Genomic DNA, 20407 nt, shown 5'->3' with positions numbered 1-20407 from the left:
TCGTATCCGCTCCTATCCATATACGAACCTATTTTAGCAGACGTATACGAAAGAAGAAAGAAAAATCGGTGACAAACTTGTGAACTAACTTTATGCCAAATTGCCATTATGATTTTTCATAATATCAAAGAATGCTTTAATAAAGGAACGATAATTATAATTTACAGCAACCTTATGAATTTTATAATCTTTCGATTCTAAATCAGGAGCTTTTCTGAAATCGCCAACGCTTTGCCCGAAAGCAATTCCTTGATCAACTACCACTTGAACAGGGGCTTCCTGATAGACAACATCTGACTCATCAAATAAAGCCCATAAAGTAAATACATCATGTAATGGGCTCCCGCTTATACCTGGATTTGTTTTTTGATAAAATTCATAATAATAATCTACCATTGGTTTTACAATCAATCCCGTTTTGTTCTGTGTCTTTTCATAATGCTGATGAAGGGTATTTATAATAGATGGTGTAATAATCGCAGACATTGTCACATTCAACGGGATGATATGAAGCTTTTTTGGTGCCTCATTAATTAGTATTTTCGCAGCATAAGGATCTCCATAAAAATTTGCCTCTGCTACCGGAGTTACATTTCCCGGAAAGTTAAATGCTCCTCCCATAATATAGAAATCAGTAATTTTCTTCATTAGATTTGGGTACAAAATAAATGCAGTGGCTAATGAAGACAATCTGCCTATATTAACAATTATCAAATTGTTTTCATACTCTTCAATCAATGGAACAATTTCATTAAAGTTCTCGAATAAATCTGGATTCACTTCCATTTGAGGATTAATTGGTCCAAGACCTTCGAATCCATGCACCTCTGGATAGTAGACTGGTCTTTCTCCTGTCAGAGGGAGTACTGCTCCACCAAACGTTGGAATCGTCGTTACTCCTGTGACATCCTGCAGAAAGGCCGCGTTTCTTAAAGCATCTTTCCTTGAAACATTCCCATAATCAGCTACAATGCCAACCACGTTTATTTCTTCAGAAAACAGAGTAAATATTACCGCAACAATATCATCTATCCCAAAATCACTGAATAGAAGGACATTTTTCGCTTTCACCCCATCCACCTCCTATACATAAACATATTCAGGAGGGAGGAAGAAATGGCAATATTTTCAATACTTTATTCTTCAGCTAATGGGATAAATATGTTAAATGTGGTCCCTATCCCAACTTCACTTTCTACCTCTATCTTCCCTTTCATTCTGTCAATAATCTGGTAGCATACCATCATGCCAATACCTGTACCCTTTTCCTTTAATGAATAAAAGGGAGTGCCTAATCTTTCTAATTCTATGTTTGACATCCCTATTCCGGTGTCACTAATTTTAAATACACCATATCCATTTTCTTTATAAACAGAAAGATTCAGATTTCCTCCATCTTTCATCGCTTCAATGCCATTTTTCAAAATATTTATGAGAACTTGCCTTAATTCACTTGGATTGCTCTTTATGTATACGCCATGGTTTAAATTTATCTCAATCGAAATATTCTTCGACATCATCGCATATGAGTTCATTAAATCCATTACCCTCGAAGCAAATTCACCCGCATCCACCAGCTCCATATGTTCAATATCTGGCTTTGCTAAGGATAAATAGTCATTGATAATTGTTTCTGCTCGATGCATTTCTTCAATCATCAGTCTTATATACATGCGTTCCTCATCACTCATCTGCTCTTTCGCCAAGAATATTTGCAGAAAGCCTTTCACAACAGTCATTGGATTTCTAATTTCATGGGCAACAGATGCTGCAAGCTGTCCTATCGCATTCATTTTTTCTGCTCGCTGAAGCTCACGCTGAATTTTTGTTCTTTGCAAAATTTGTTCCATTTCATCAATGGCCTCTTCAAACCTATGCAATGGAGCAATGTTTTTATTTCCTGTTCCAAATTGTTCAGTCGTTGCCGATAAACGCTCAAAAAGTTGTGACAATTGGTTTGTCATTGCATTAAAACGTTCGACCAATATCCCTAAATCTGACTGGTCAGACGTTTTTAATTTCACCTCAAAGTTTCCTTTACTAACTTCATTAAACCCAGAGATGATTTCATTCACAGGATTTAGGAACTTTCTTAGTCCTCTTTTCAATACGAAATAATAAAGAAATAATATAACAACAAAAATTCCTATTAGGTAAAGGGTAATATTCTTTTGATATTCACTTAAGATAGCAGCATTAATATCCATAGCTAAAATAGCAGTAAGTTTGCCATTATGATCTGAAATTGGGACAAATGAAGTAATCCAAAAACCTAATTCATCTTGATACAATGGACTAGATACAATCTTATCTTTACGCATGGCTTCATTAAATGTTTCTACATATGTTCCATCAACCTTCAAGAAGGAAAGTGACTTCACACCTTTTTTTTCGAAGTCTTCAGAGCTAACTAGTACAAATACCTCATCATTAGCAGAAACCTTCGGCTCAAGTAAAACAGCGTTTGTATATGGGGCATTTTCATTCACAATTGATAAGCTATGCATTAAGGATTGAAAAGAAGGATACTCCCGGTTTCTTTCCGTAATTACTTTTTTAATGTCTTCGATATCAATAATCGTTCCCCATAAAGCTGACATTTCAACAACGCGAAAACGGAGCTGCTTTTCCATTTGCTTCGTTTGAAGCAATAAACTAATTCCAGCTGTTGCAACTACTAGAATTAAGCTTACAAAAAAGGAGAATAACAAAATTTTTCTGAATAAAGGCAAGTTGTTTATTTGTTCCTTCATTATTCGTTCACCGAGTCCTTTTTCCACTTTATAAATCTTCCATTCGACAGACCTTTACATAAATCCTCTAAAAACACAAAATTTTACGATTTAAGCACACTTGTGTTTTTCAAGAGAGAATAGGGCTGTTTTTTTAAAATCCGTGTCTTTGATTATGCTATGATTGAATTAACGCGAATAATAAAGAGAAAATAGGTGATAGTTATATGAAAAAAAATATATTCGCATATTTTATTTCTTTTACAGCCATATTCATTTTGTTATCAGCCTGTTCATCGACAGAAGAAGAAGCAATAGCAGATAAGAATAAAGACAAGCATTCTTATCATGCAGAAAATGGCGATTTACGAGAAAAAACAGCCTCCCTTTCAGAGCTGCCAAAATTTCTAGATAATCAGCATGAACAAATTCAAATGGTTTATAATGCTGTTGGTGAATACCAAGAACTTTTAGAGAATATTCCTTGTTATTGTGGATGTGGTGATTCAGCAGCCCATATAGATAATTATGATTGCTTTATTAATGAAAACAAAGAAAATGGGGAAGTTGTATGGGACGATCATGGGACTCGGTGTGGAACCTGCCTAGATACAGCCGCAAAGAGTATTAATATGTTAAATGAAGGTAAATCTATTAAAGAAATTCGCCAATATATAGATGATACTTACAAAGAAGGCTACGCAGAACCTACACCAACTCCATTTCCAGGTTAATGGGTCTGAGCAATGTGCTCAGACCTTTTTATTTACGGATAAAAAAAGTATCGGCAAAACCTGCCGATACTGAAAAATTATGCATTATTTTTTAGTTCTGGAGCATTAAATAATTTCTGATAATCAGGCCACTTTAAGACTCTCTTTAAATACTCCCGATAAGAGTATATCGCATCCTCTTTTTGAACCCCATTTATTGATTGTATAAAGGCTTGCAAACGGACTTGAATCATGAAATAATCAGGGCTATTTTTGTTCAATACAGGAATTTCTGTGATCTTTACCTTCTGTCCAACAGCATTTTTGAACTCTAGGCTTTTGAATAGCAAAATATCAATCCTCTTTTTCACCCGTTTGACTATATTATACCCTAACTTCCCTACAAAAGCTGTCTATTTATGGGGAGCCAAAAATTTTTTTTAGTTCTCATCCAGCGTTTCATATTCGCTGCTTTCTTCCCATTCCTTTTCTTTTTTCAGCTTACGCTTATAAACAATTTTTGATAAATTAATACTAATTTCATACAAGAACAGCAATGGAATGGCAACAAGAATATCTGACATAAAATCTGGCGGAGAAATAACTATTGAAATAACAATTAAAATAAAATATGCATATTTTCTAATCTTTTGGAGCGCATATGGATTAATTACACCAAGTGATGTTAAAAACATAATCACTACTGGCAATTCAAAAAGAATCCCAAATGGAATTGTCATATGCATGATAAATCGGAAATATTTATCTGCTGTAAAATTAGTCTCTAGCATTTGACCGCCTAATTCAACTAGAAAACCTAAGACGGTTGGAAAAATAACAAAATAGCCGAAACAAAGTCCAATGATAAATAAAATAAAAAGAGCCGGAACATATGATAAAGAAATTTTCCGTTCAATCGGTTTTAATGCTGGCTTGACAAATAACCAAATTTGCAAAGCTAAAATCGGAATGGTCCCCGCAATTGCTATGACAGATGCAATCATAAAATAAACCCAAACAATATCACTTGGACCCAGAACAATTAATTTTACATCTAGATCTCGAACAAACCATTGATATATATCTTTTACATACATGAAGCCAACTACAAAAAAAACTAAAAAAGCACCAACTGTAATTATGAGCCTTTTCCTTAATTCATCTAAATGATCAACTAAATTCAATTCTTTATCTGACATATTTTTCTCCTGCTAATTTGAAGTGAAAATCTTATAAGACGATGAAAAATACGATAAAAAAAGGGCAAGATATTAAATCTCGCACCTTATTTAACCGTTTTTTTCTTATCGTCCTCTTCAAATTCTTCCATGACATCACTTGTTAATTCACGCGTGGACTTTTTAAATTCTCTTAATGTCTGCCCAAATGCACGACCTATTTCGGGTAATTTTTTTGGACCAAAAATAATTAATGCTAAAACAAGAATTAATATTAATCCAGGAATACCGATGTTTGATAACATAAAACATCCTCCTTAAAGTGCTTACTAGTCATTCTAGTATCATTATAGTGGTTTTAGCGCAGCTTGTGGGAAAAGTATAAAAAAGTTCATATTTAGTTCACATTAAAAACCTAATTTTTGAATATGTGACTTTTTTCATTTCTATCTTGACCGTTTTATATTTCTTTTCAAGACCCATTCCTATACTGGCCATTTATGGACAACATTCCTACATGTTCTATATTACTCCTAATCCACCTATATAAGCAAATGGAAAAGGTTACTGTCTTTATTTATCTCCTTATAAGCAAACCCCTTTTTATCCATTCGCTCAATTAAGCTGCTATAATCCTCCTTATTCTTCAGTTCAATGCCCACTAATGCAGGACCATTCTCTTTATTATTTTTTTTCGTATATTCAAAACGAATGATATCATCTGATATCCCAAGCACTTCATCAAGAAATTCTCTCAATGCCCCTGCCCGCTGAGGAAAATTCACAATAAAATAGCGCAGCAAACCTTCATGCAATAAAGACCGTTCCTTCATTTCCTGCATCCGTTCAATATCATTATTCCCACCGCTTACGATACACACTATATTTTTCCCTTTAATTGCCTCTTTATACAAATCCAATGCGGAAATTGGCAGCGCCCCTGCTGGTTCAGCAACGATTGCATGCTCATTGTAAAGTTCTAAAATCGTTGTGCAAACCTTTCCTTCAGGAACAAGCAAAATATCATCCACTAAGTCAGAACAGATATCAAAAGTTTTTGAACCTACACACTTCACTGCAGCCCCATCTACAAATTTATCAATCTTTTCTAATGAAGTGACTGACCTATTTTGTAAAGAAGTGAACATAGATGGTGCTCCAGCTGGTTCAACTCCAATAATTTTCGTATTTGGGGAAATGCTTTTAATATATGTACTAATTCCTGCGACTAGTCCTCCGCCTCCAATGCTTGCAAAAACATAGTCAATAGGCTCCTCGCAATCATTTAGAAACTCAACAGCTACTGTTCCTTGTCCCGCAATTACTTTTTCATCGTCAAATGGGTGGATAAATGCACGCTGTTCTTCCTCTGCACATTTCATTGCCTGTTCATAGGAATCATCAAACGTATCTCCTACAAGAATAATATCGACATATTGCCTTCCAAACATTTCAACTTGAAATACCTTTTGTTTAGGTGTAGTTGCTGGCATAAAGATTTTTCCGTAGACGCCTAAATGGCGGCAAGCGTAGGCGACTCCTTGAGCATGATTGCCTGCACTTGCACATACGACCCCATTCTTAACCTCATCATCCTTCAATGATTTAACTGAATAGTATGCTCCTCTAAGCTTGAATGATCGTACATGTTGTAAATCTTCTCTTTTCAAATAAATATTACAGCTATATTTTTCTGAAAGGCGTTCATTTTTTTGAAGCGGGGTATGGGCAACAATATCCTTTAATTGCTGGTATGCAATCAAAATCTCCTCTAACTGCACCCATTTTTTCTTCATCACCTTCTGTTTCATCTGTCACCCTCATTTCTCTTCCGATATTAATTTGTTCATTATACCATGTGAGTTTTTGATTTCAATCATATAATTTAAAAATTTTTACTTTTCCGATATTTTACCGAATAGAAAAGAAGGATTTTTACATATACTAATCGAAAGCTAAGAAAAACAGATTCCTAAAATTTATCGGGAGGTGGAAGAGTGGAGTTTTCATTATGCAGTCTTGACTGTGCACTGCCGGTGGAAGTGACATTAGATGAGGATAATGGGCGGTATATGGTTCGTAAAAGTGATTCAAGTGGGGAATTTTTCAACACTCCACATGAATTAATCCTTTGGATAAAAAGTAATTTTTCTCCTGAGGAATTTTGTGATCCGAATGAGTTTCAAGTCATGGTGAATGCATTAACAGACTATTTAATTAATCCTACGTACTAAGATTATTAGATAAACGTATAACTTTATCCTATATGTAGGCAAAACAGCAAAAGGGTATGAAACTGAAATAGTTTCATACCCCATTTTTTGTTATAAACCATATTAAATAAAGTTGATATTTAGGAAAAGATTTAATAACTAATTCATTTTGTGTTTACATTTCCAGAAATAGTAACTGCATCAGAGTACTATTACCTTTTACATAATAAGTGACTGACCTCAAAACTATGGCAAACAGTTTTCGCACTTTCATAACCCTGATTGTTACGAAGCCTTATTATCTTTCCTGAAGCTAGTAATAATTATATTTCTTACTTCTGAAGCAATTTCCTTCATGTCTTTTTCACGAATAGATTGTGGGTCAATTGGCTGACAAATATTAATTTGAACTTTCGCCGGACGAACAAGCCTGTTATTTTTCTCAAAAATATCGGCGGTGCCCTTTATTCCAATTGGAACAATCGGAACCCCAGCATCCTTCGCCAATCGTAAACCCCCGGCTTTGAATTCTCCAATAGGTCCGCCCTTGCTTCTTGTACCCTCAGGAAAAATAACAATGGAATGCCCGTTCTTTAATTTATCCACCCCATCCCGAATAGATTGTACCGCGCTTCTACGATCTTTGCGATCGATAAATACACAATTCATTACTTCCATCCATGATGAGATAATTGGTGCCTTTTTCACTTCTACCTTTGAAATAAACCCAAATGGCTTATCAATAAAAGCCAGTAAAACTGGTATGTCAAAATCACCTTCATGATTGCAAACAAATACAACTGGTCCTTTAGGCAAAAATTCCTTTCCCTTTACCTCCACCGTTGAACCTGTAATTTTCATAATTGTGCTTGACCATTTCATAGGCAATTGATGAATGAGTCGATCCCTTTCAGAAACCGGCATTTCAGGATGTAGCCTTTTCATTTTTGCTAGGGACGGCAAGCTATACACTAAATAGCCGGCCATATAAACTACAAATGCGATTAATCGAATCATGCTGTTCCTCCCAATCTATCTGCATTTTATCATTATATAATAGATAGGCTATTTTAACTAGAATCAAAAGAAAATTGACTGCACCATTGGAAATATGAAAAAGGGATTGTTCCTGCGAAGTTGGCTCAAGGTACTTCCCTTTGTTTTCACATCTGGCAAGCATAAGACTCTTCTTGTGACTTCGAAGGGAATGGGATAGATGCTAGACTTATATAATAAAAAAAGCTGCTCACATGCGAGCAGCTTCAACACATTATTTTCTTTTATAAATCATAAATTCATAATCATAAGGGTTTTTCTCGTCTTTTATGCCCTGTTCACGAGAAAGCAAAGACCATTCCTCCATATTTAGCTCAGGAAAAAATGTATCTCCTTTAAACTCATCATAAATGCGAGTTAAATAAAGCTTGTCCGCATCTGGTAAAATGAGTTTAAAAATTTCCGCTCCGCCAATCACAAAAATTTCATCGGCTTTTTGCCGGCTATACTCAAGAAGTGCTTCGACCGAGTTCAAAACAGTGCATCCTTCACATAAGAATTCAGGATTGCGCGTGATTACGATGTTTTCTCTTCCAGGCAGCGGGCGTCCAATGGAATCCCAAGTTTTTCTTCCCATCGCAATTGGATGCCCCAATGTTGTACTCTTAAAAAACTTTAAATCCTCTGGAAGATGCCAAGGAAGCTGATTATTATAACCAATAACATGATTATTGTCCATTGCCCACATGAGTGAAATCATACACTTACCACTCCTTTAATATGTGGATGTGGATCATATTCCTCAAGAACAAAGTCATTAAACTGAAATCCGTAAAGATCCTTCACTTCTGGATTGAGTCTCAATTTTGGAAGAGCTCGCGGCTCACGGCTTAACTGCAGCTCAATTTGTTCGAGATGGTTTAAATAAATATGTGTATCACCAAATGTATGAATAAATTCTCCAGGCTCTAAATCACACACCTGTGCAATCATAAGTGTAAGCAAGGCATAAGAAGCAATATTAAAAGGCACGCCAAGAAAAACATCAGCTGACCGCTGATAGAGCTGGCACGATAGCTTCCCATCTGCTACGTAAAATTGAAACATACAGTGGCATGGCGGCAAAGCCATTTTATCAAGATCTCCAACATTCCACGCATTAACAATCATCCGTCTAGAATCAGGATTCGTTTTTATTTGCTGAATAAGTTCGCTAATCTGATCAATGGTATTCCCATCTGCCCCAGTCCATGAACGCCACTGATGGCCATATACAGGACCGAGCTCTCCATTTTCATCTGCCCATTCATTCCAGATTCTTACTCCATTATCTTGAAGAAATTTCACATTTGTATCCCCATTTAAAAACCAAAGCAATTCATAAATGATTGATCGCAAATGCAGCTTTTTGGTTGTCATTAGCGGAAACCCTTCTGCTAGATTGAATCGCATTTGATAACCAAATGTGCTAATCGTCCCCGTTCCTGTTCGATCTTCCTTTTTTACTCCATTTTCAAGAACATGCTTGCAAAGCTCTAAATATTGTTTCATTACAACACAACCTTTTATTTTCGCATTTTTTTAATTGTATCAAATTAGGTGGGGTAAAAAAATACTTTCCGCTATTTTAAACTTTTCATAAAACGATATGTCTCAGGTGCTTTCTCCTTCAGCAAGCTCCTGGAATCTCCTCCGAGGTAATACATCGCAAAGGTTTCCGCAAAATATTCTTCAGGATAGGTTAAAAAATAATCCTTCGCCGGAAATAGTAACGGTTTTTCCTTCTTCCAAACTGCTAGAAATTTCTGGTTATTACGCATTCCATCATAAACGTAGCGATCAATGGAATGAGCCAGCTCATGAAGCTCTAAATTTACAGAGCTATGTCCTCTGCCCTTGTCACTGAATCCAATTTTCACTAAAACTGTTTTGGACCCTCCAATACCAGGTACGTCGTCCCACGTTGTTCTGCCCTTATACCCTCTTGGAATCATACCATCGAGATGGGCAGCTGTTGGATTATCTGTTAATCTTCCAATAAATAATTTAAGTTTAATATTTTCTTCCCCTACTTTTGATAATAAGGAAAATGGCAAATTATCTATTCTCGAAATAATTTGCGCCGCTTCACGCTCATCAAAAGGATCAGTTGGCAAAAGAATGATACTTCCTAGAACGGAAGAGGAATTAAGCACAATCGACTTTTTTAAGGTCGAGTGACTGGGATAATCTTTTAGCTGGATGCCGCCCATCGCTGCTTGAGAACTGCCCATTAATGTTAGAGAAATAATCAGTATAAATAGAAAAAGGGACATTTTTCGCATTGGGAGTACACCTTCTATCATTCTTTGAGGTCAATACCTATTGAAAGGAATACTATTATTATATCATGTGAAATAATCTAATAGAGCAGTTGTTAGCTAGAAGAATATAGGAGGAAACCCAATGATATCTAAAAAAAGGGACACAGACAATATAGTCTGGTCCCTGCAAAAGTATAATTCAATTGATTAAGCGAATGAACGGACAACATCTCCCAAGCCTGGTGCTGACGTTCCAGTTCCCACTGCCGCAAACTTCCATTCATTTCCATGACGGTAAATTTCACCTACAACTAGGCAAGTTTGTCCACTGTAATCATCTGTTAAATTAAAATGGATAATTTCCTGATTGTTAGCTGAATTCACAATCCGGATGAACGCATTTTGAATCATTCCGAAATGCTGCTTTCTTTTCACACAATCATAAATATTAACTACAAACACAAGCTTATGAACTTGTGAAGGTACACGGCTTAAATCAACTAAGACTTGCTCATCGTCCCCGTCTCCATCTCCAGTTAAATTATCTCCCGTGTGCTGGACACTGCCATCACTGCTCTTTAAGTTTCCGAAGTAAATAACATCACTGTTGCTTCTGATTTTCCCATTCTCACCAAGCATAATAACGGACGCATCACAATCGATATTGGCACCGCCTCCGCCTCCGCCGAATAGTGAGCCAAGAAGACCGCCACCGCCACGGTTTTGAACTGGATCCCAGCCTAAACCTACCATAATTTTTGAAAGACCTGGATTTCCTTTTGTAAGATCAACACGCTGCCCTTTTTGTAAGTTAATTGCCATCATTTTCACCTCATAATTTTTTTGTGTTTTTATGTAAACAATTGGCAAATAGCCAATTGCCTATTACCCTTGCAGCTTAATTTTTTTGAAATTATCTTGAAGCTGCTCTAGTCTTTTAGTACCCTCTTCACGCATGCGCTTATTCTCTTCTTCAATTGCTTTTGTTTCCTGCATTCCTTTAATAATGATGTTCCAAGACTCTTCAATGGTTTCAATCTTGATGCTTGGACTCCCTGCAAGTCTTGCAATATCAGCACTTTGGGTAGAGATATTTTGTGCATTGCGCAGCAGCATTTCATTCGTTCTTCGGTCAAGCTCATTCATCGAGTCAGCAACAAGCTTTTGTCTTTTTGCTGCAACCGCTTGAATAATTCCATTTTTGAAGATCGGAATCGTCGTTACAAAAGCAGAATTAATTTTCCCAATAAGCTTCGTGTTTCCTCTTTGTAACAGGCGTATTTGTGGTGCGGTTTGTAAGGAAACCATTTTCGCCATTTCTAGATCATATACACGCTGTTCTAGTAATTCTATGCCATTTCTAAGTGTATCCAGCTGCATCGATGCCATCTGATCGCCAGCAGCTGCACGTGATTCCAGCTGGGGAAGCTGATTGGCTTTAAGGTCATCTGCCTTCATCTGACCCGCTACTGCATATTTTTCAAGTGCTAGATAATATTGGTAGTTTTGCTCATACATTTGGTCTAGCATGGTTGTTGATTCAACCATCTCGTTTTGATATTTAGAAATTTCTATATATACCTTATCAATTTCATGTCCCATCGTTTGATATTTTCCAAAAAGCTTATCAATGAGCTTTTCACCTTTTTTGAACAGCTTTCCGAATAATCCGCCTGAGCTCTTTTCAAAATCCTTCTTATCAAACTTATCCATAATACGACCAAGCTGCTTCAATAATTCACCTGAATCTTCGACCTTTGTTGCACGCATATTGCCTAAAATTTGATCGGAAAAACGAGATATTTGTGTTGCCGGCTCTTTACCAAATTCGAGAATTTGGATTTGATCTCGTTCATCGATCGAACGTGCAAGGTTTTGAACTTCTGGATCTTGACGCAGAGCCAGCTTGATTTCTGAAGCTGTAGTTTCCGTCAACTTATCTTCTGTTGGTTTCGTTAATGTAAGATCAAGATTTGTTGGCTGCATTTGATTCATTGATTCAATCTCCTCTTAAATTTTTGAAAATGCCCTTTACTCTATTTATTAAAGATGGTTCTTTAAATTCCTGTTCAAATACTACATCCTCTAGCCAATGAACATCATAGATTCCTTCTTCAATAAAATTTTCTAAATCATTATGACCAGGAGGATTATACAAGACAATATCAATGCCAAATTGATTAAGTAACAACAGCAATGCAGCGTCTGTTCGCGTCATTGTGCCATTTAACTCATTATTATATAAGACTAGCTTTGGTACGTCCTGTGAATAATCAAACTTTTGAAGAAGCTGCAGAATACTGACAGGGATTTGCATTCCTTGAGTAAAAAGGAATGCTTTTAGCTCCTCTATATCCTCATGGTAGACCGGTTTAATGTATGGTCTCGCACATATATTACGGATGGCCGTTGCTATCCCGTTCTGAAGACCAGTTGGCAATTGCCGATACTTCCAATAATGAGCTGCCACCATTTTTTTCGTATCAAGTAAGCCATCATTTCCGAGTGCATTCCGATAATGAAATCGGAAATCATTGTTAACATTATTCGTAAATGGAAACCTTTGAATAAGCAGGCTATGTTCCATTTGGCTTATCATCTGTAATCGATCCCAATATTCTTTTCGGTTCTTGCTAACTCCCTGCACCTTCGCAAAAATAGCAGGAATTTTCACTTGCCCATTCTTTACCTCAAAGTTTGGCCGTACCATTGCTTTTTCCTTAATTAAAAGAAATAATTCATCATAGGTCGTTTTCAAAGTTACTGATAACGGGGTGTACTCACGAAGCTGCCATGGCTTATAAAACCCGGATCCCTCATGGTTTAATATGGATTCAATTTCTCTTGATGCACGATAAGCGACGGTAGATGAACGCCTGCTTTTTTCAGTTGGGAATGGCTCAGGCTGTTTTTGCTCGGGATAGTTGTGAATAAACGCATTCTCTAATTCTGTATGACCTCCAATTATGATGTCCTCTCCAGACGGAGAGAACACAATGATGTCACATCCCATTTGGAATAAATAGTATAGAAAATAGTGCTGGCTTTTATTCGAATTCCCATACCATAAAAATTTTGGCATTGACTTTTCAGGGTTCACCTTATCCCAATCCGCCCCAAGATGGTTAATGGTCCATTTAATGATATCAACAAGGACTCGCCTTAATTCATGATTCTTTAATCCATCTGGCTCTTGTGAAGAAAATAGATCGAGAACGGCAATCATCGCTTCTCTTGTTTTTCTATGCAAAGAAGGAATGGCTGATTTAAGTAAAAGCTGTTCTCCATCAAGGAAAGCAACAAATCGATTTATCGATAAATTCTGTTCCCGATTAATATTCAATACCTTTTGGATGGATTGAAATTGCTGATTATCAATCGTTTTATCAAGGGTATCCTCACTAAGCAAAGTAAGTCCCGCCTGCTCCGTATGAATGAAATCGTACAGCTTGTTGTAGTACTCATCCTCATCTAATGGAACACCCAAAAAACGAGCAACCACTTGGCCAAATTGGATCGTTTTTTGTTCAATTGAAAATTGCGGCCTTTCCTTTGTGTCTTTTTTCAACGTAGGCAGCCAATTCTCTATAGAAATCGGCAATAAATGAGATTTCATTTGACTATATGTTTCGTTCATTTTATATCCCTTCCCTCTATGAGCGAAAGACTGTAATAAGAATAATAAAGACTACTAAAATCTAACTCCAAATAGGAATGGAGTTAACAATAAATTGTAAACTTATTACCATGATACCATACGTGCCATTGAATTCTAAAACGATTCCTCCAAATATAATAAAAAATCATTCAATTTCCGGCAGCTTCACCTAAATATGCACATTATCTTTCGTTTTATCCTTTCACCTTTCAACTTGTCCATGCATATAGTTGAGTACTATGATTAGAAGGTGAGCAGCTATGAGGTTTCTTTACAGAAGGGCAAAATACCCTGCACATGAATTGGATACAAAATTGGTTGAGGATGTTTTGAGTTCTGACATTTTTATTTTCATAGATTTGATTTTTTGGTCATTGTTAATAACCCTACTCACATTATCCCTGCATTTCTCATTCCTTGGGGCATGTATCATCTTTATAAGTTCCTACATTTTTGGAGCAAGTCTGCATTTCTTTTTAAGAAGGTGGATGAGAGAACCACAAAATTAAATAATTTTTTCTGTTACAGTGGTCGAAATTCTATGTAAGATTTCTTCTCCTGCCATAATTCCTTGGTAATCAGTAAATAAATAATTGGATTGATGAATCTCCTCGTTTTTTAATTCACCATGGGAAGGAACAAAAGCGTAATCACATATTTTCAAAAAATCATTATCTAGAATGGAATCACCCGCTCCAAAAACGGTATGGATCCCTTCCCTTTCTTTAATAAACTTAACCGCTTCCCCTTTACAAACTGGTTTCGGCATTAAATAGAGCTTTCTGCCCTGGATAGAAATTCTCCATCCGCTCGTGTCTGCTATTTTTTGAATATCATTCTTTGTTTCAAAAGCTAATGGCTCCTCTAGAATATAATAAAAGAAAAGATTTTCTACCTTTTTCAATGTGCCATTTATCGCAAGACCGTTCATTTCTTCATTCATTTTTTGAAAAGGGATACATTCATTTTCCAGTCGCTTTTGAACAGAATCTCTCCATTCCTGAAGAGGATGCCCCTTATAATAAATCGCTGCTCCATTTGAAGTGACTGCATATTTTAAGGGAAAAGACTCGGAAAAAATAAACACCCTTTTATATTGTTCATATGTTCTCGTTGTAACAGGAATAAATAAAAGTGAAGAAGCTAGTTCCTTTAATAAACTGTATGCTCTGCTTGTCATAAAGGCTACTTCTTGTGAGCTTTTTAGCTCAACAGCAAGCAGATCACGTACCGTATGCTGCTTAAAATCAGCAAGTGCCCGATTGGAATAGATTAGGGTACGGTCTAAATCAGAAGCAAACATCATCATTGACTATCACTTACCTTTTTTATTAGTCCACAGCAAGTATAGCTCATGTTTGGATAATGGACGACCTCTACATTTCTCTCTTTAGCAAGCAGCAAAATGTGCCGAACATATGGACTGTCAGGATCTTTCATTAATATTTTCCAAGGGATTCTACGGAGCAACACTCTTGTAGTTTCTCCAACCCCCGGCTTGATAAAATGGGTGGAACCAATATCAAATTCTTTTGACATTCCTACCACTTCATCCATTCCTTTAAACGCAGCCCCATTTTGATCGTTTTCTAACCTTTCGAACGCTTGAAATGCCTCTTGCTGAATCGATGGAAACTCCTTTGAAACAATATCAATATATTCATTGGAAACATCTGCATCTACCAAGTTTCCATAATATTTTGCTCCATGAAAATCCTCTGGTCCGATCAATTGATCATTTAAAACTGTTCTGCTGACTAATCCCGAAACAGTAGAATTTAAGCACGCACTCGGGATAAGAAAATCCTCTCTTGTCCCATATAGACTAGTGCATTGTCCTGGGTCAGCCAACACAGCGAGTGTATCATCAAGAACAATCCCATACTTCTCCTTAAATGCATTGCATGCTTTCGTTAATTCAATTGATATTGCTCCTTTTCCAGTCCAGCCATCGATAAATTGTATTTGTTTATCAGGATGTTTTTTTAAAATATGATGAATTGCATTTTCATCAATTCCTTTATCCCGGATAATCGAGATGCTGTAATGCGGAAGATCCGCTTGATATTTTGATAGAATATATCGTTTAATAAGAATGCCTATCGGAGTCCCTGCACGTGCTAAAGATACTAGAACTGTATTTTTTCCTTTTTGGCGAAAAAGTTGCTCAGCAACGATCCCCGTACATAAAGCTACCTTTTTCTTGTACTCTTCTAGCGTTTCCCAGAAAACCTGCATGTAATGTTCTGGCGGCTGGTACTCAATAGGTAACGACTCACTATAATGCTGTCCTGACTGAATATTTTTCTCTCGATGCTCAGTGGGGCCCTCCAACTCATAACTGCTTAAGTCCTTTAATAAAAAAACAACATCATTCTCATGATATGAACCAAACTGACATTTTTTGTCTAACATTTCATTCATCTGACATACAACTCCCATTAAAGAAAACTACTTTTATTTCAGGAATATTTGCTTTCATCAGCTCATGAAGCATTGGCTGCAGCTTATCCATTGAAACGGATCTCTCAAAAAATATAAACAACTGATCGTATTTATTTGGCGGAATATTATAGACAAACTGTTTTATTCCCCCATCTTCGGGGTTTGGAAAGGTGAGGCCGTATTTCGCCCCATACTGTTCATGATTTTTAATATATATCGGACTTCGTGTAGTTGATTGGTAGCTGACTCCTTCTCCCATATAGGAAGCCAGTTTCATCGGGACATACATAAATTCACCAGTCCCAAGGCAAAGCACGTTTCTTCCCGTTCGAAGTGTTGATAAAAATTGTCCAATTTCCTTTAACGACTGGTTGATCCCCCTATTTGATGCGGCACTTAAACCAAATCGTCCAGTTTCTGCTGAGAAAGGAATATTCCTTACATCCCCCTCTTGAGAAATAGAGGAATAATAAATTGAAGGAAACTCTTTAGAAAATTGATCTTTTAAATTAATTGTAGATACTGCGGACGTATGGCGTACAGGTTCTGTTTCATCAGTTAATTTCCCTTCAAACTCTGGAGAACCTGATATTTGGATATTCCCTTTTAGCAAGCTAACAGAATGAATGGTAATTTCCAGCTCCTGCTCAAGCTTTTTATACAGTTGCAAATGTTCTTCAGTGCGCCAATCCAAAATCGAGACAACTGTGTACATCTTTCTTGGGAACTTAGCATGAATGGAACGAATAATATTAATATTTGTTTTTCCTGTTGTCATCTCATCATCAACAAGAATGATTTCACGATCATTATTTAAAATCGATTCATCTACGTAGCAGCGGTGTGAGGTCGCATGTGAGTGCTCTTCCTCAAAGGTAATAACCGACTCGATTCCAATTAGTTCTTCCCTCGTTGTATGTAAGAAATTTGCCTGTTTGAAAGAATGATAGAAAGCATGTCCAAGTGCAGTAGCTGTTTCAGCAAAGCCGATAATCACTGGATTCACTTGTTCATCGATAAATGGATCATCCACAAACCTTTGAGAATCATTTAAGAAGGAAAAGAGCAATTCTTCCCTGCATCCTGTCTCTTTCCCTTTCACAGTTTCTATATAACGGTTTGCCAGTAATGCTCCAGTTATTAACCCCATTTTCGGATTGATTGGAATATGCTTTCCCAATACTTTGCTGACAAATAGAAATGATCTTTTTTTATTAATTCTGGCAGCCATCTGAAATAAATCATCTGGTGTAAGCCCATATGGATTATCGGTAATTTCTAACTCAACTGATAACTGGTTGAGGATTGGAAGTGTTAATTTCATTGGTAAGCAAGTCAATGTATGTGTATTCTTCATTTAGCACCCCGTAAATTTCTGATTTCAAAAGTACTTTTTGCGCCCAGTAGTAATGAGGCTTTATTTCATTCATTTTATTTTGGAACGCACTTTTCATTACGCCAACTTCCCCAGTCGCTTGGCTAATAATGCTTTTCGCATCCAAATATTCTTCATAGGTTACTGTATTCAATGCCTGAACTGGACGAATATGGGTCGGATGTATAATTGTCTTACCGGTTAGTCCATTCGTAATATCCATCAGAATTTCCCGAATAAGACCATCCATATGCTTATCAATTAACTTCGATCTTAAGTCTATACCATCTTGCCCAAAGCGCTCACGGAAAGGTGTTTGTCTTAATTGAGGCTTAAGCATTCTTTCCTTTGAAGAAAAGTACTCCCATACAGGACCTGAGATAACGTACGGATGATCCGAGCGTAAAAATACATTGATAATATCTGATATACAATCTCTTATTACCGCAATATCATACACGGTTGTATCTGAGTTTCTACGGATGCCATAAAGTCCACAGAAATCAGTTGCACCAATACGAATATTTAAAATATATTCTTCATATTGATCAACGAGTGTTTTAATAGAAATAAGCTCCCCAAGCCTCGTTTCCTTTTCAATCACTTTTTTTGTTTCTAAAATTGGTAAGGCATATAGTTGATGTCCTCTATCATTAAGCTGTTTAATTTCTTCTAAAATTAGTTTTCCATGTTCTGGAGAAAATTTAGGGATAACAATGCCAGTTAGCAGATGCATCCCTTTCCGTATACGGTTTTTCAGCCGAATAAATTGGTCAATATCCCTTATCCGAATAAAGATTAATGGAAGGTCATCCTCATTCAGCAGACCTTTCTCCATCTCTTCACTTAGGTTATTCAATTCCTCAATAAGACAGGTCTCGGCTACCTGCACTTCTTCATCACCAATTGCATCCTCTAAATCAATAACCATTGAAGTCAGTCCGGCATGTTTCTTCGATAGTAAATCTTGATGGATATTAGGCCGGGTTGCCGGCATATAAAGTGTCGCACCAAGTGCATAAGCAAGGATTTCTCTTTGAGAATTTTTCGAGAAATGAAAAGGTTTTTTATAGAAAATTCGGTCATATTCTTCTTCATGAAGATCTGAAAATAATCTCATCCCACTAACTCCGTTTCAAAAAAATAAATTGGTCATTGATCATACTTTATAAAAGATAGGATAGCATAGAATCATAAATAATTCCCTTAAAAAGGTAAAAAGAAAGGGAGCGGACAATTGTCTGTTCCCTTTAGGTATATCTAATTATAATTTTGATTGATTGATTTATTCTCCACTTGTTGCTTCTTTCTTTTTATTCATGAAGTGGATTATGAATGTAGCTGCAAATACAACAAGTAACAGGATGAAGAAATAGATATGTTCAATATGAATGCCGAAAACACCCAATAGCATTTTGGCAGAAATGATCAAAATGAGAATGTATGCAGAGGTTTCCAGTTCAGGCACTGCATCAATTAATTTCAAGAAAACGCCTGCAACTCCACGCATCATCAATACACCAAGCATTCCTCCGAGCAACAAGACCCATACTTCCTGGCTAATCCCGAAGGCAGCAAGAACACTATCAACGGAAAAGGCAATATCCATTATCTCAACAGCTGCAACGGTTCCCCAAAATGTTCCAAATAGTCGAATGAGGATGCCACCTTTATTTATTCCTTGAGCTTCTTCCTCATCTTCACTATCGGCTTCTTTTTTCTTATCAATGAAATATTTAATTGCTAGCCATGCAAGATATCCTGCACCTAATACTTTTACCCACCAAAGTTCGATTAAGAAAACACCGATTCCAATCGCAATAAAACGGAAAATATAAGCACCTAGCAATCCATAAAACAATGCTTTTTTCCGCTGCTTTTCTGGTAAATGCTTAACCATAACTGCAAGCACAAGTGCATTATCCGCTGATAAAAGCCCTTCCATGATAACCAGTGTTCCAATTAATCCCCAGCTGACTGGATTTGATAAAACCTCTACCCACATTCCCCAATCAAAAAACTGGGCATAGGTATTTAATATACCTTCTAAAATCGCCATTCTTGTATGTTCCTCCTGATTATAAATCTATAATTTTTGGTTTAAAAAGATCCAGTTATTCCGAATCTTTTCAAAAAACGTTCTACTTAGCCAATTTGCAGTCCAAAATCTTTCGCAAGTGCAGCCAGACCACCTTGGTAGCCGCTTCCAATAGCGCTAAATTTCCATTCTGCATTGTGACGGTATAATTCACCAACTACAATAGCTGTTTCAATAGAGAAATCTTCGCCTAAATCATAACGAATCAGTTCTTCACCAGAATCTTCACTCATAATTCGGACGTATGAATTTGAAACTTGACCAAAGTTTTGATTTCGTGCTTCCCCGTCATGGATCGTAATTGTAAATGTAATACGCTGAACATTGGCAGGAACATTAGCTAAGTCTACTTTTACTTGCTCATCATCCCCATCTCCCGCTCCAGTGCGATTATCCCCCGTATGTACTACAGAACCATTTCCGCCATTCGCATTATTATAAAATACGAAGTCACTATCAGAAGTTACTTTTCCGTTATCGCCTAAAAGGAAAACTGATGAATCTAGATCGAAATCATGTCCGCCATCATATTTGTTGACATCCCAACCAACACCTACTACCACCTTTGTTAGTCCTGGATTTGTTTTAGTTAAATCTACTTTTTGTCCTTTTGATAAGCTAACTGCCATTTTTTTTACCTCCATTTAATAGAATACTTTTTAATACGATAGGTTTTCAAAAAGGTTTCAAAAAAAA

Annotated in this window: 21 protein-coding genes; 2 read left to right on the top strand and 19 right to left on the bottom strand. The window is 36.5% G+C overall.

Annotation, left to right across the window (positions count from 1 at the left end; translation table 11 throughout):
* Positions 1–90: 90 nt before the first annotated feature.
* Positions 91–1071, bottom strand: a complete 981-nt coding sequence (locus ASU02_RS12525) for a nucleoside hydrolase (protein WP_057764052.1) — start codon at positions 1069–1071, stop codon at positions 91–93.
* A 65-nt stretch (positions 1072–1136) separates the two neighbouring features.
* Positions 1137–2753: a sensor histidine kinase gene (locus ASU02_RS12520; RefSeq protein ID WP_057764206.1), complete on the bottom strand. Its 1617-nt coding sequence runs from the start codon at positions 2751–2753 to the stop codon at positions 1137–1139.
* A gap of 206 nt (positions 2754–2959) precedes the next feature.
* Between ASU02_RS12520 and ASU02_RS12515 the strand changes: the two genes are divergently transcribed.
* Entirely contained in the window at positions 2960–3466 is a 507-nt protein-coding gene (locus ASU02_RS12515) for a PCYCGC motif-containing (lipo)protein (protein WP_057764050.1), read from the top strand.
* Positions 3467–3543: 77 nt separating this feature from the next.
* Here the strand turns inward: ASU02_RS12515 and ASU02_RS12510 are convergent, their stop codons facing one another.
* The 4 genes from ASU02_RS12510 to ilvA form a co-directional block, all read right to left on the bottom strand.
* Positions 3544–3795: a DUF2535 family protein gene (locus ASU02_RS12510; protein ID WP_057764049.1), complete on the bottom strand. Its 252-nt coding sequence runs from the start codon at positions 3793–3795 to the stop codon at positions 3544–3546.
* Between the two features lie 90 nt (positions 3796–3885).
* Positions 3886–4644: a twin-arginine translocase subunit TatC gene (tatC, locus tag ASU02_RS12505; protein WP_057764048.1), complete on the bottom strand. Its 759-nt coding sequence runs from the start codon at positions 4642–4644 to the stop codon at positions 3886–3888.
* Positions 4645–4730: 86 nt separating this feature from the next.
* Entirely contained in the window at positions 4731–4928 is a 198-nt protein-coding gene (locus ASU02_RS12500) for a twin-arginine translocase TatA/TatE family subunit (protein ID WP_053476685.1), read from the bottom strand.
* A 237-nt stretch (positions 4929–5165) separates the two neighbouring features.
* Positions 5166–6434: a threonine ammonia-lyase IlvA gene (gene ilvA / locus ASU02_RS12495; RefSeq protein WP_057764046.1), complete on the bottom strand. Its 1269-nt coding sequence runs from the start codon at positions 6432–6434 to the stop codon at positions 5166–5168.
* Between the two features lie 186 nt (positions 6435–6620).
* Here ilvA and ASU02_RS12490 point away from each other — a divergent pair, with 186 nt between their 5' ends.
* Positions 6621–6857, top strand: a complete 237-nt coding sequence (locus tag ASU02_RS12490) for a hypothetical protein (RefSeq protein WP_057764044.1) — start codon at positions 6621–6623, stop codon at positions 6855–6857.
* A 264-nt stretch (positions 6858–7121) separates the two neighbouring features.
* Here ASU02_RS12490 and ASU02_RS12485 read toward each other — a convergent pair whose 3' ends face one another.
* The 13 genes from ASU02_RS12485 to ASU02_RS12420 form a co-directional block, all read right to left on the bottom strand.
* Positions 7122–7853, bottom strand: coding sequence for a lysophospholipid acyltransferase family protein (locus ASU02_RS12485; protein ID WP_057764042.1), 732 nt, complete (start codon positions 7851–7853; stop codon positions 7122–7124).
* Positions 7854–8106: 253 nt separating this feature from the next.
* Positions 8107–8592, bottom strand: coding sequence for a dihydrofolate reductase (locus tag ASU02_RS12480; protein WP_057764040.1), 486 nt, complete (start codon positions 8590–8592; stop codon positions 8107–8109).
* On the bottom strand, positions 8589–9383 hold the full coding sequence (locus ASU02_RS12475) for a thymidylate synthase (protein WP_057764038.1): 795 nt from the start codon (positions 9381–9383) through the stop codon (positions 8589–8591). The genes ASU02_RS12480 and ASU02_RS12475 overlap by 4 nt, the downstream gene beginning before the upstream one ends.
* 71 nt (positions 9384–9454) lie before the next feature.
* Positions 9455–10156, bottom strand: coding sequence for an anthrax toxin lethal factor-related metalloendopeptidase (locus ASU02_RS12470; protein WP_057764036.1), 702 nt, complete (start codon positions 10154–10156; stop codon positions 9455–9457).
* A 186-nt stretch (positions 10157–10342) separates the two neighbouring features.
* Positions 10343–10957, bottom strand: coding sequence for a TerD family protein (locus ASU02_RS12465; RefSeq protein WP_057764034.1), 615 nt, complete (start codon positions 10955–10957; stop codon positions 10343–10345).
* 63 nt (positions 10958–11020) lie between these two features.
* A complete protein-coding gene (locus ASU02_RS12460; protein WP_057764204.1) occupies positions 11021–12121 on the bottom strand; it encodes a toxic anion resistance protein in 1101 nt (366 codons plus the stop codon).
* A 13-nt stretch (positions 12122–12134) separates the two neighbouring features.
* Positions 12135–13772 (bottom strand): YceG family protein, encoded by a 1638-nt coding sequence (locus ASU02_RS12455; protein WP_057764032.1) that lies wholly within the window; start codon positions 13770–13772, stop codon positions 12135–12137.
* Between the two features lie 526 nt (positions 13773–14298).
* On the bottom strand, positions 14299–15102 hold the full coding sequence (locus ASU02_RS12445; protein WP_057764029.1) for a Cof-type HAD-IIB family hydrolase: 804 nt from the start codon (positions 15100–15102) through the stop codon (positions 14299–14301).
* Positions 15099–16217 (bottom strand): cysteine protease StiP family protein, encoded by a 1119-nt coding sequence (locus tag ASU02_RS12440; RefSeq protein ID WP_057764027.1) that lies wholly within the window; start codon positions 16215–16217, stop codon positions 15099–15101. The genes ASU02_RS12445 and ASU02_RS12440 overlap by 4 nt, the downstream gene beginning before the upstream one ends.
* On the bottom strand, positions 16210–17595 hold the full coding sequence (locus ASU02_RS12435) for a phosphoribosyltransferase family protein (protein WP_082631780.1): 1386 nt from the start codon (positions 17593–17595) through the stop codon (positions 16210–16212). The genes ASU02_RS12440 and ASU02_RS12435 overlap by 8 nt, the downstream gene beginning before the upstream one ends.
* Positions 17522–18733, bottom strand: a complete 1212-nt coding sequence (locus ASU02_RS12430; protein WP_057764026.1) for an HpcH/HpaI aldolase/citrate lyase family protein — start codon at positions 18731–18733, stop codon at positions 17522–17524. The genes ASU02_RS12435 and ASU02_RS12430 overlap by 74 nt, the downstream gene beginning before the upstream one ends.
* A 165-nt stretch (positions 18734–18898) precedes the next feature.
* Positions 18899–19672, bottom strand: coding sequence for a TerC family protein (locus tag ASU02_RS12425; RefSeq protein ID WP_057764024.1), 774 nt, complete (start codon positions 19670–19672; stop codon positions 18899–18901).
* An 86-nt stretch (positions 19673–19758) separates the two neighbouring features.
* Positions 19759–20340: a TerD family protein gene (locus ASU02_RS12420; RefSeq protein WP_057764022.1), complete on the bottom strand. Its 582-nt coding sequence runs from the start codon at positions 20338–20340 to the stop codon at positions 19759–19761.
* Positions 20341–20407 lie beyond the last annotated feature (67 nt).

The sequence above is a fragment of the Cytobacillus praedii genome (assembly GCF_001439605.1).
GTDB classification, from domain to species: Bacteria; Bacillota; Bacilli; order Bacillales; family Cytobacillaceae; genus Cytobacillus; species Cytobacillus praedii.
This window is presented reverse-complemented; position numbering and strand designations above follow the sequence as displayed.

Coding starts and splice junctions, on each gene's coding strand:
- ASU02_RS12470 (WP_057764036.1), bottom strand. CDS start 10,156: ATGCGAAAAATGTCCCTTTTTCTATTTATACTGATTATTTCTCTAACA.
- ASU02_RS12515 (WP_057764050.1), top strand. CDS start 2,960: ATGAAAAAAAATATATTCGCATATTTTATTTCTTTTACAGCCATATTC.
- tatC (WP_057764048.1), bottom strand. CDS start 4,644: ATGTCAGATAAAGAATTGAATTTAGTTGATCATTTAGATGAATTAAGG.
- ASU02_RS12430 (WP_057764026.1), bottom strand. CDS start 18,733: ATGAGATTATTTTCAGATCTTCATGAAGAAGAATATGACCGAATTTTC.
- ASU02_RS12435 (WP_082631780.1), bottom strand. CDS start 17,595: ATGAAGAATACACATACATTGACTTGCTTACCAATGAAATTAACACTT.
- ASU02_RS12485 (WP_057764042.1), bottom strand. CDS start 7,853: ATGATTCGATTAATCGCATTTGTAGTTTATATGGCCGGCTATTTAGTG.
- ASU02_RS12460 (WP_057764204.1), bottom strand. CDS start 12,121: ATGCAGCCAACAAATCTTGATCTTACATTAACGAAACCAACAGAAGAT.
- ASU02_RS12425 (WP_057764024.1), bottom strand. CDS start 19,672: ATGGCGATTTTAGAAGGTATATTAAATACCTATGCCCAGTTTTTTGAT.
- ASU02_RS12500 (WP_053476685.1), bottom strand. CDS start 4,928: ATGTTATCAAACATCGGTATTCCTGGATTAATATTAATTCTTGTTTTA.
- ASU02_RS12420 (WP_057764022.1), bottom strand. CDS start 20,340: ATGGCAGTTAGCTTATCAAAAGGACAAAAAGTAGATTTAACTAAAACA.
- ASU02_RS12480 (WP_057764040.1), bottom strand. CDS start 8,592: ATGATTTCACTCATGTGGGCAATGGACAATAATCATGTTATTGGTTAT.
- ASU02_RS12475 (WP_057764038.1), bottom strand. CDS start 9,383: ATGAAACAATATTTAGAGCTTTGCAAGCATGTTCTTGAAAATGGAGTA.
- ASU02_RS12520 (WP_057764206.1), bottom strand. CDS start 2,753: ATGAAGGAACAAATAAACAACTTGCCTTTATTCAGAAAAATTTTGTTA.
- ASU02_RS12445 (WP_057764029.1), bottom strand. CDS start 15,102: ATGATGATGTTTGCTTCTGATTTAGACCGTACCCTAATCTATTCCAAT.
- ilvA (WP_057764046.1), bottom strand. CDS start 6,434: ATGAAACAGAAGGTGATGAAGAAAAAATGGGTGCAGTTAGAGGAGATT.
- ASU02_RS12440 (WP_057764027.1), bottom strand. CDS start 16,217: ATGAATGAAATGTTAGACAAAAAATGTCAGTTTGGTTCATATCATGAG.
- ASU02_RS12465 (WP_057764034.1), bottom strand. CDS start 10,957: ATGGCAATTAACTTACAAAAAGGGCAGCGTGTTGATCTTACAAAAGGA.
- ASU02_RS12455 (WP_057764032.1), bottom strand. CDS start 13,772: ATGAACGAAACATATAGTCAAATGAAATCTCATTTATTGCCGATTTCT.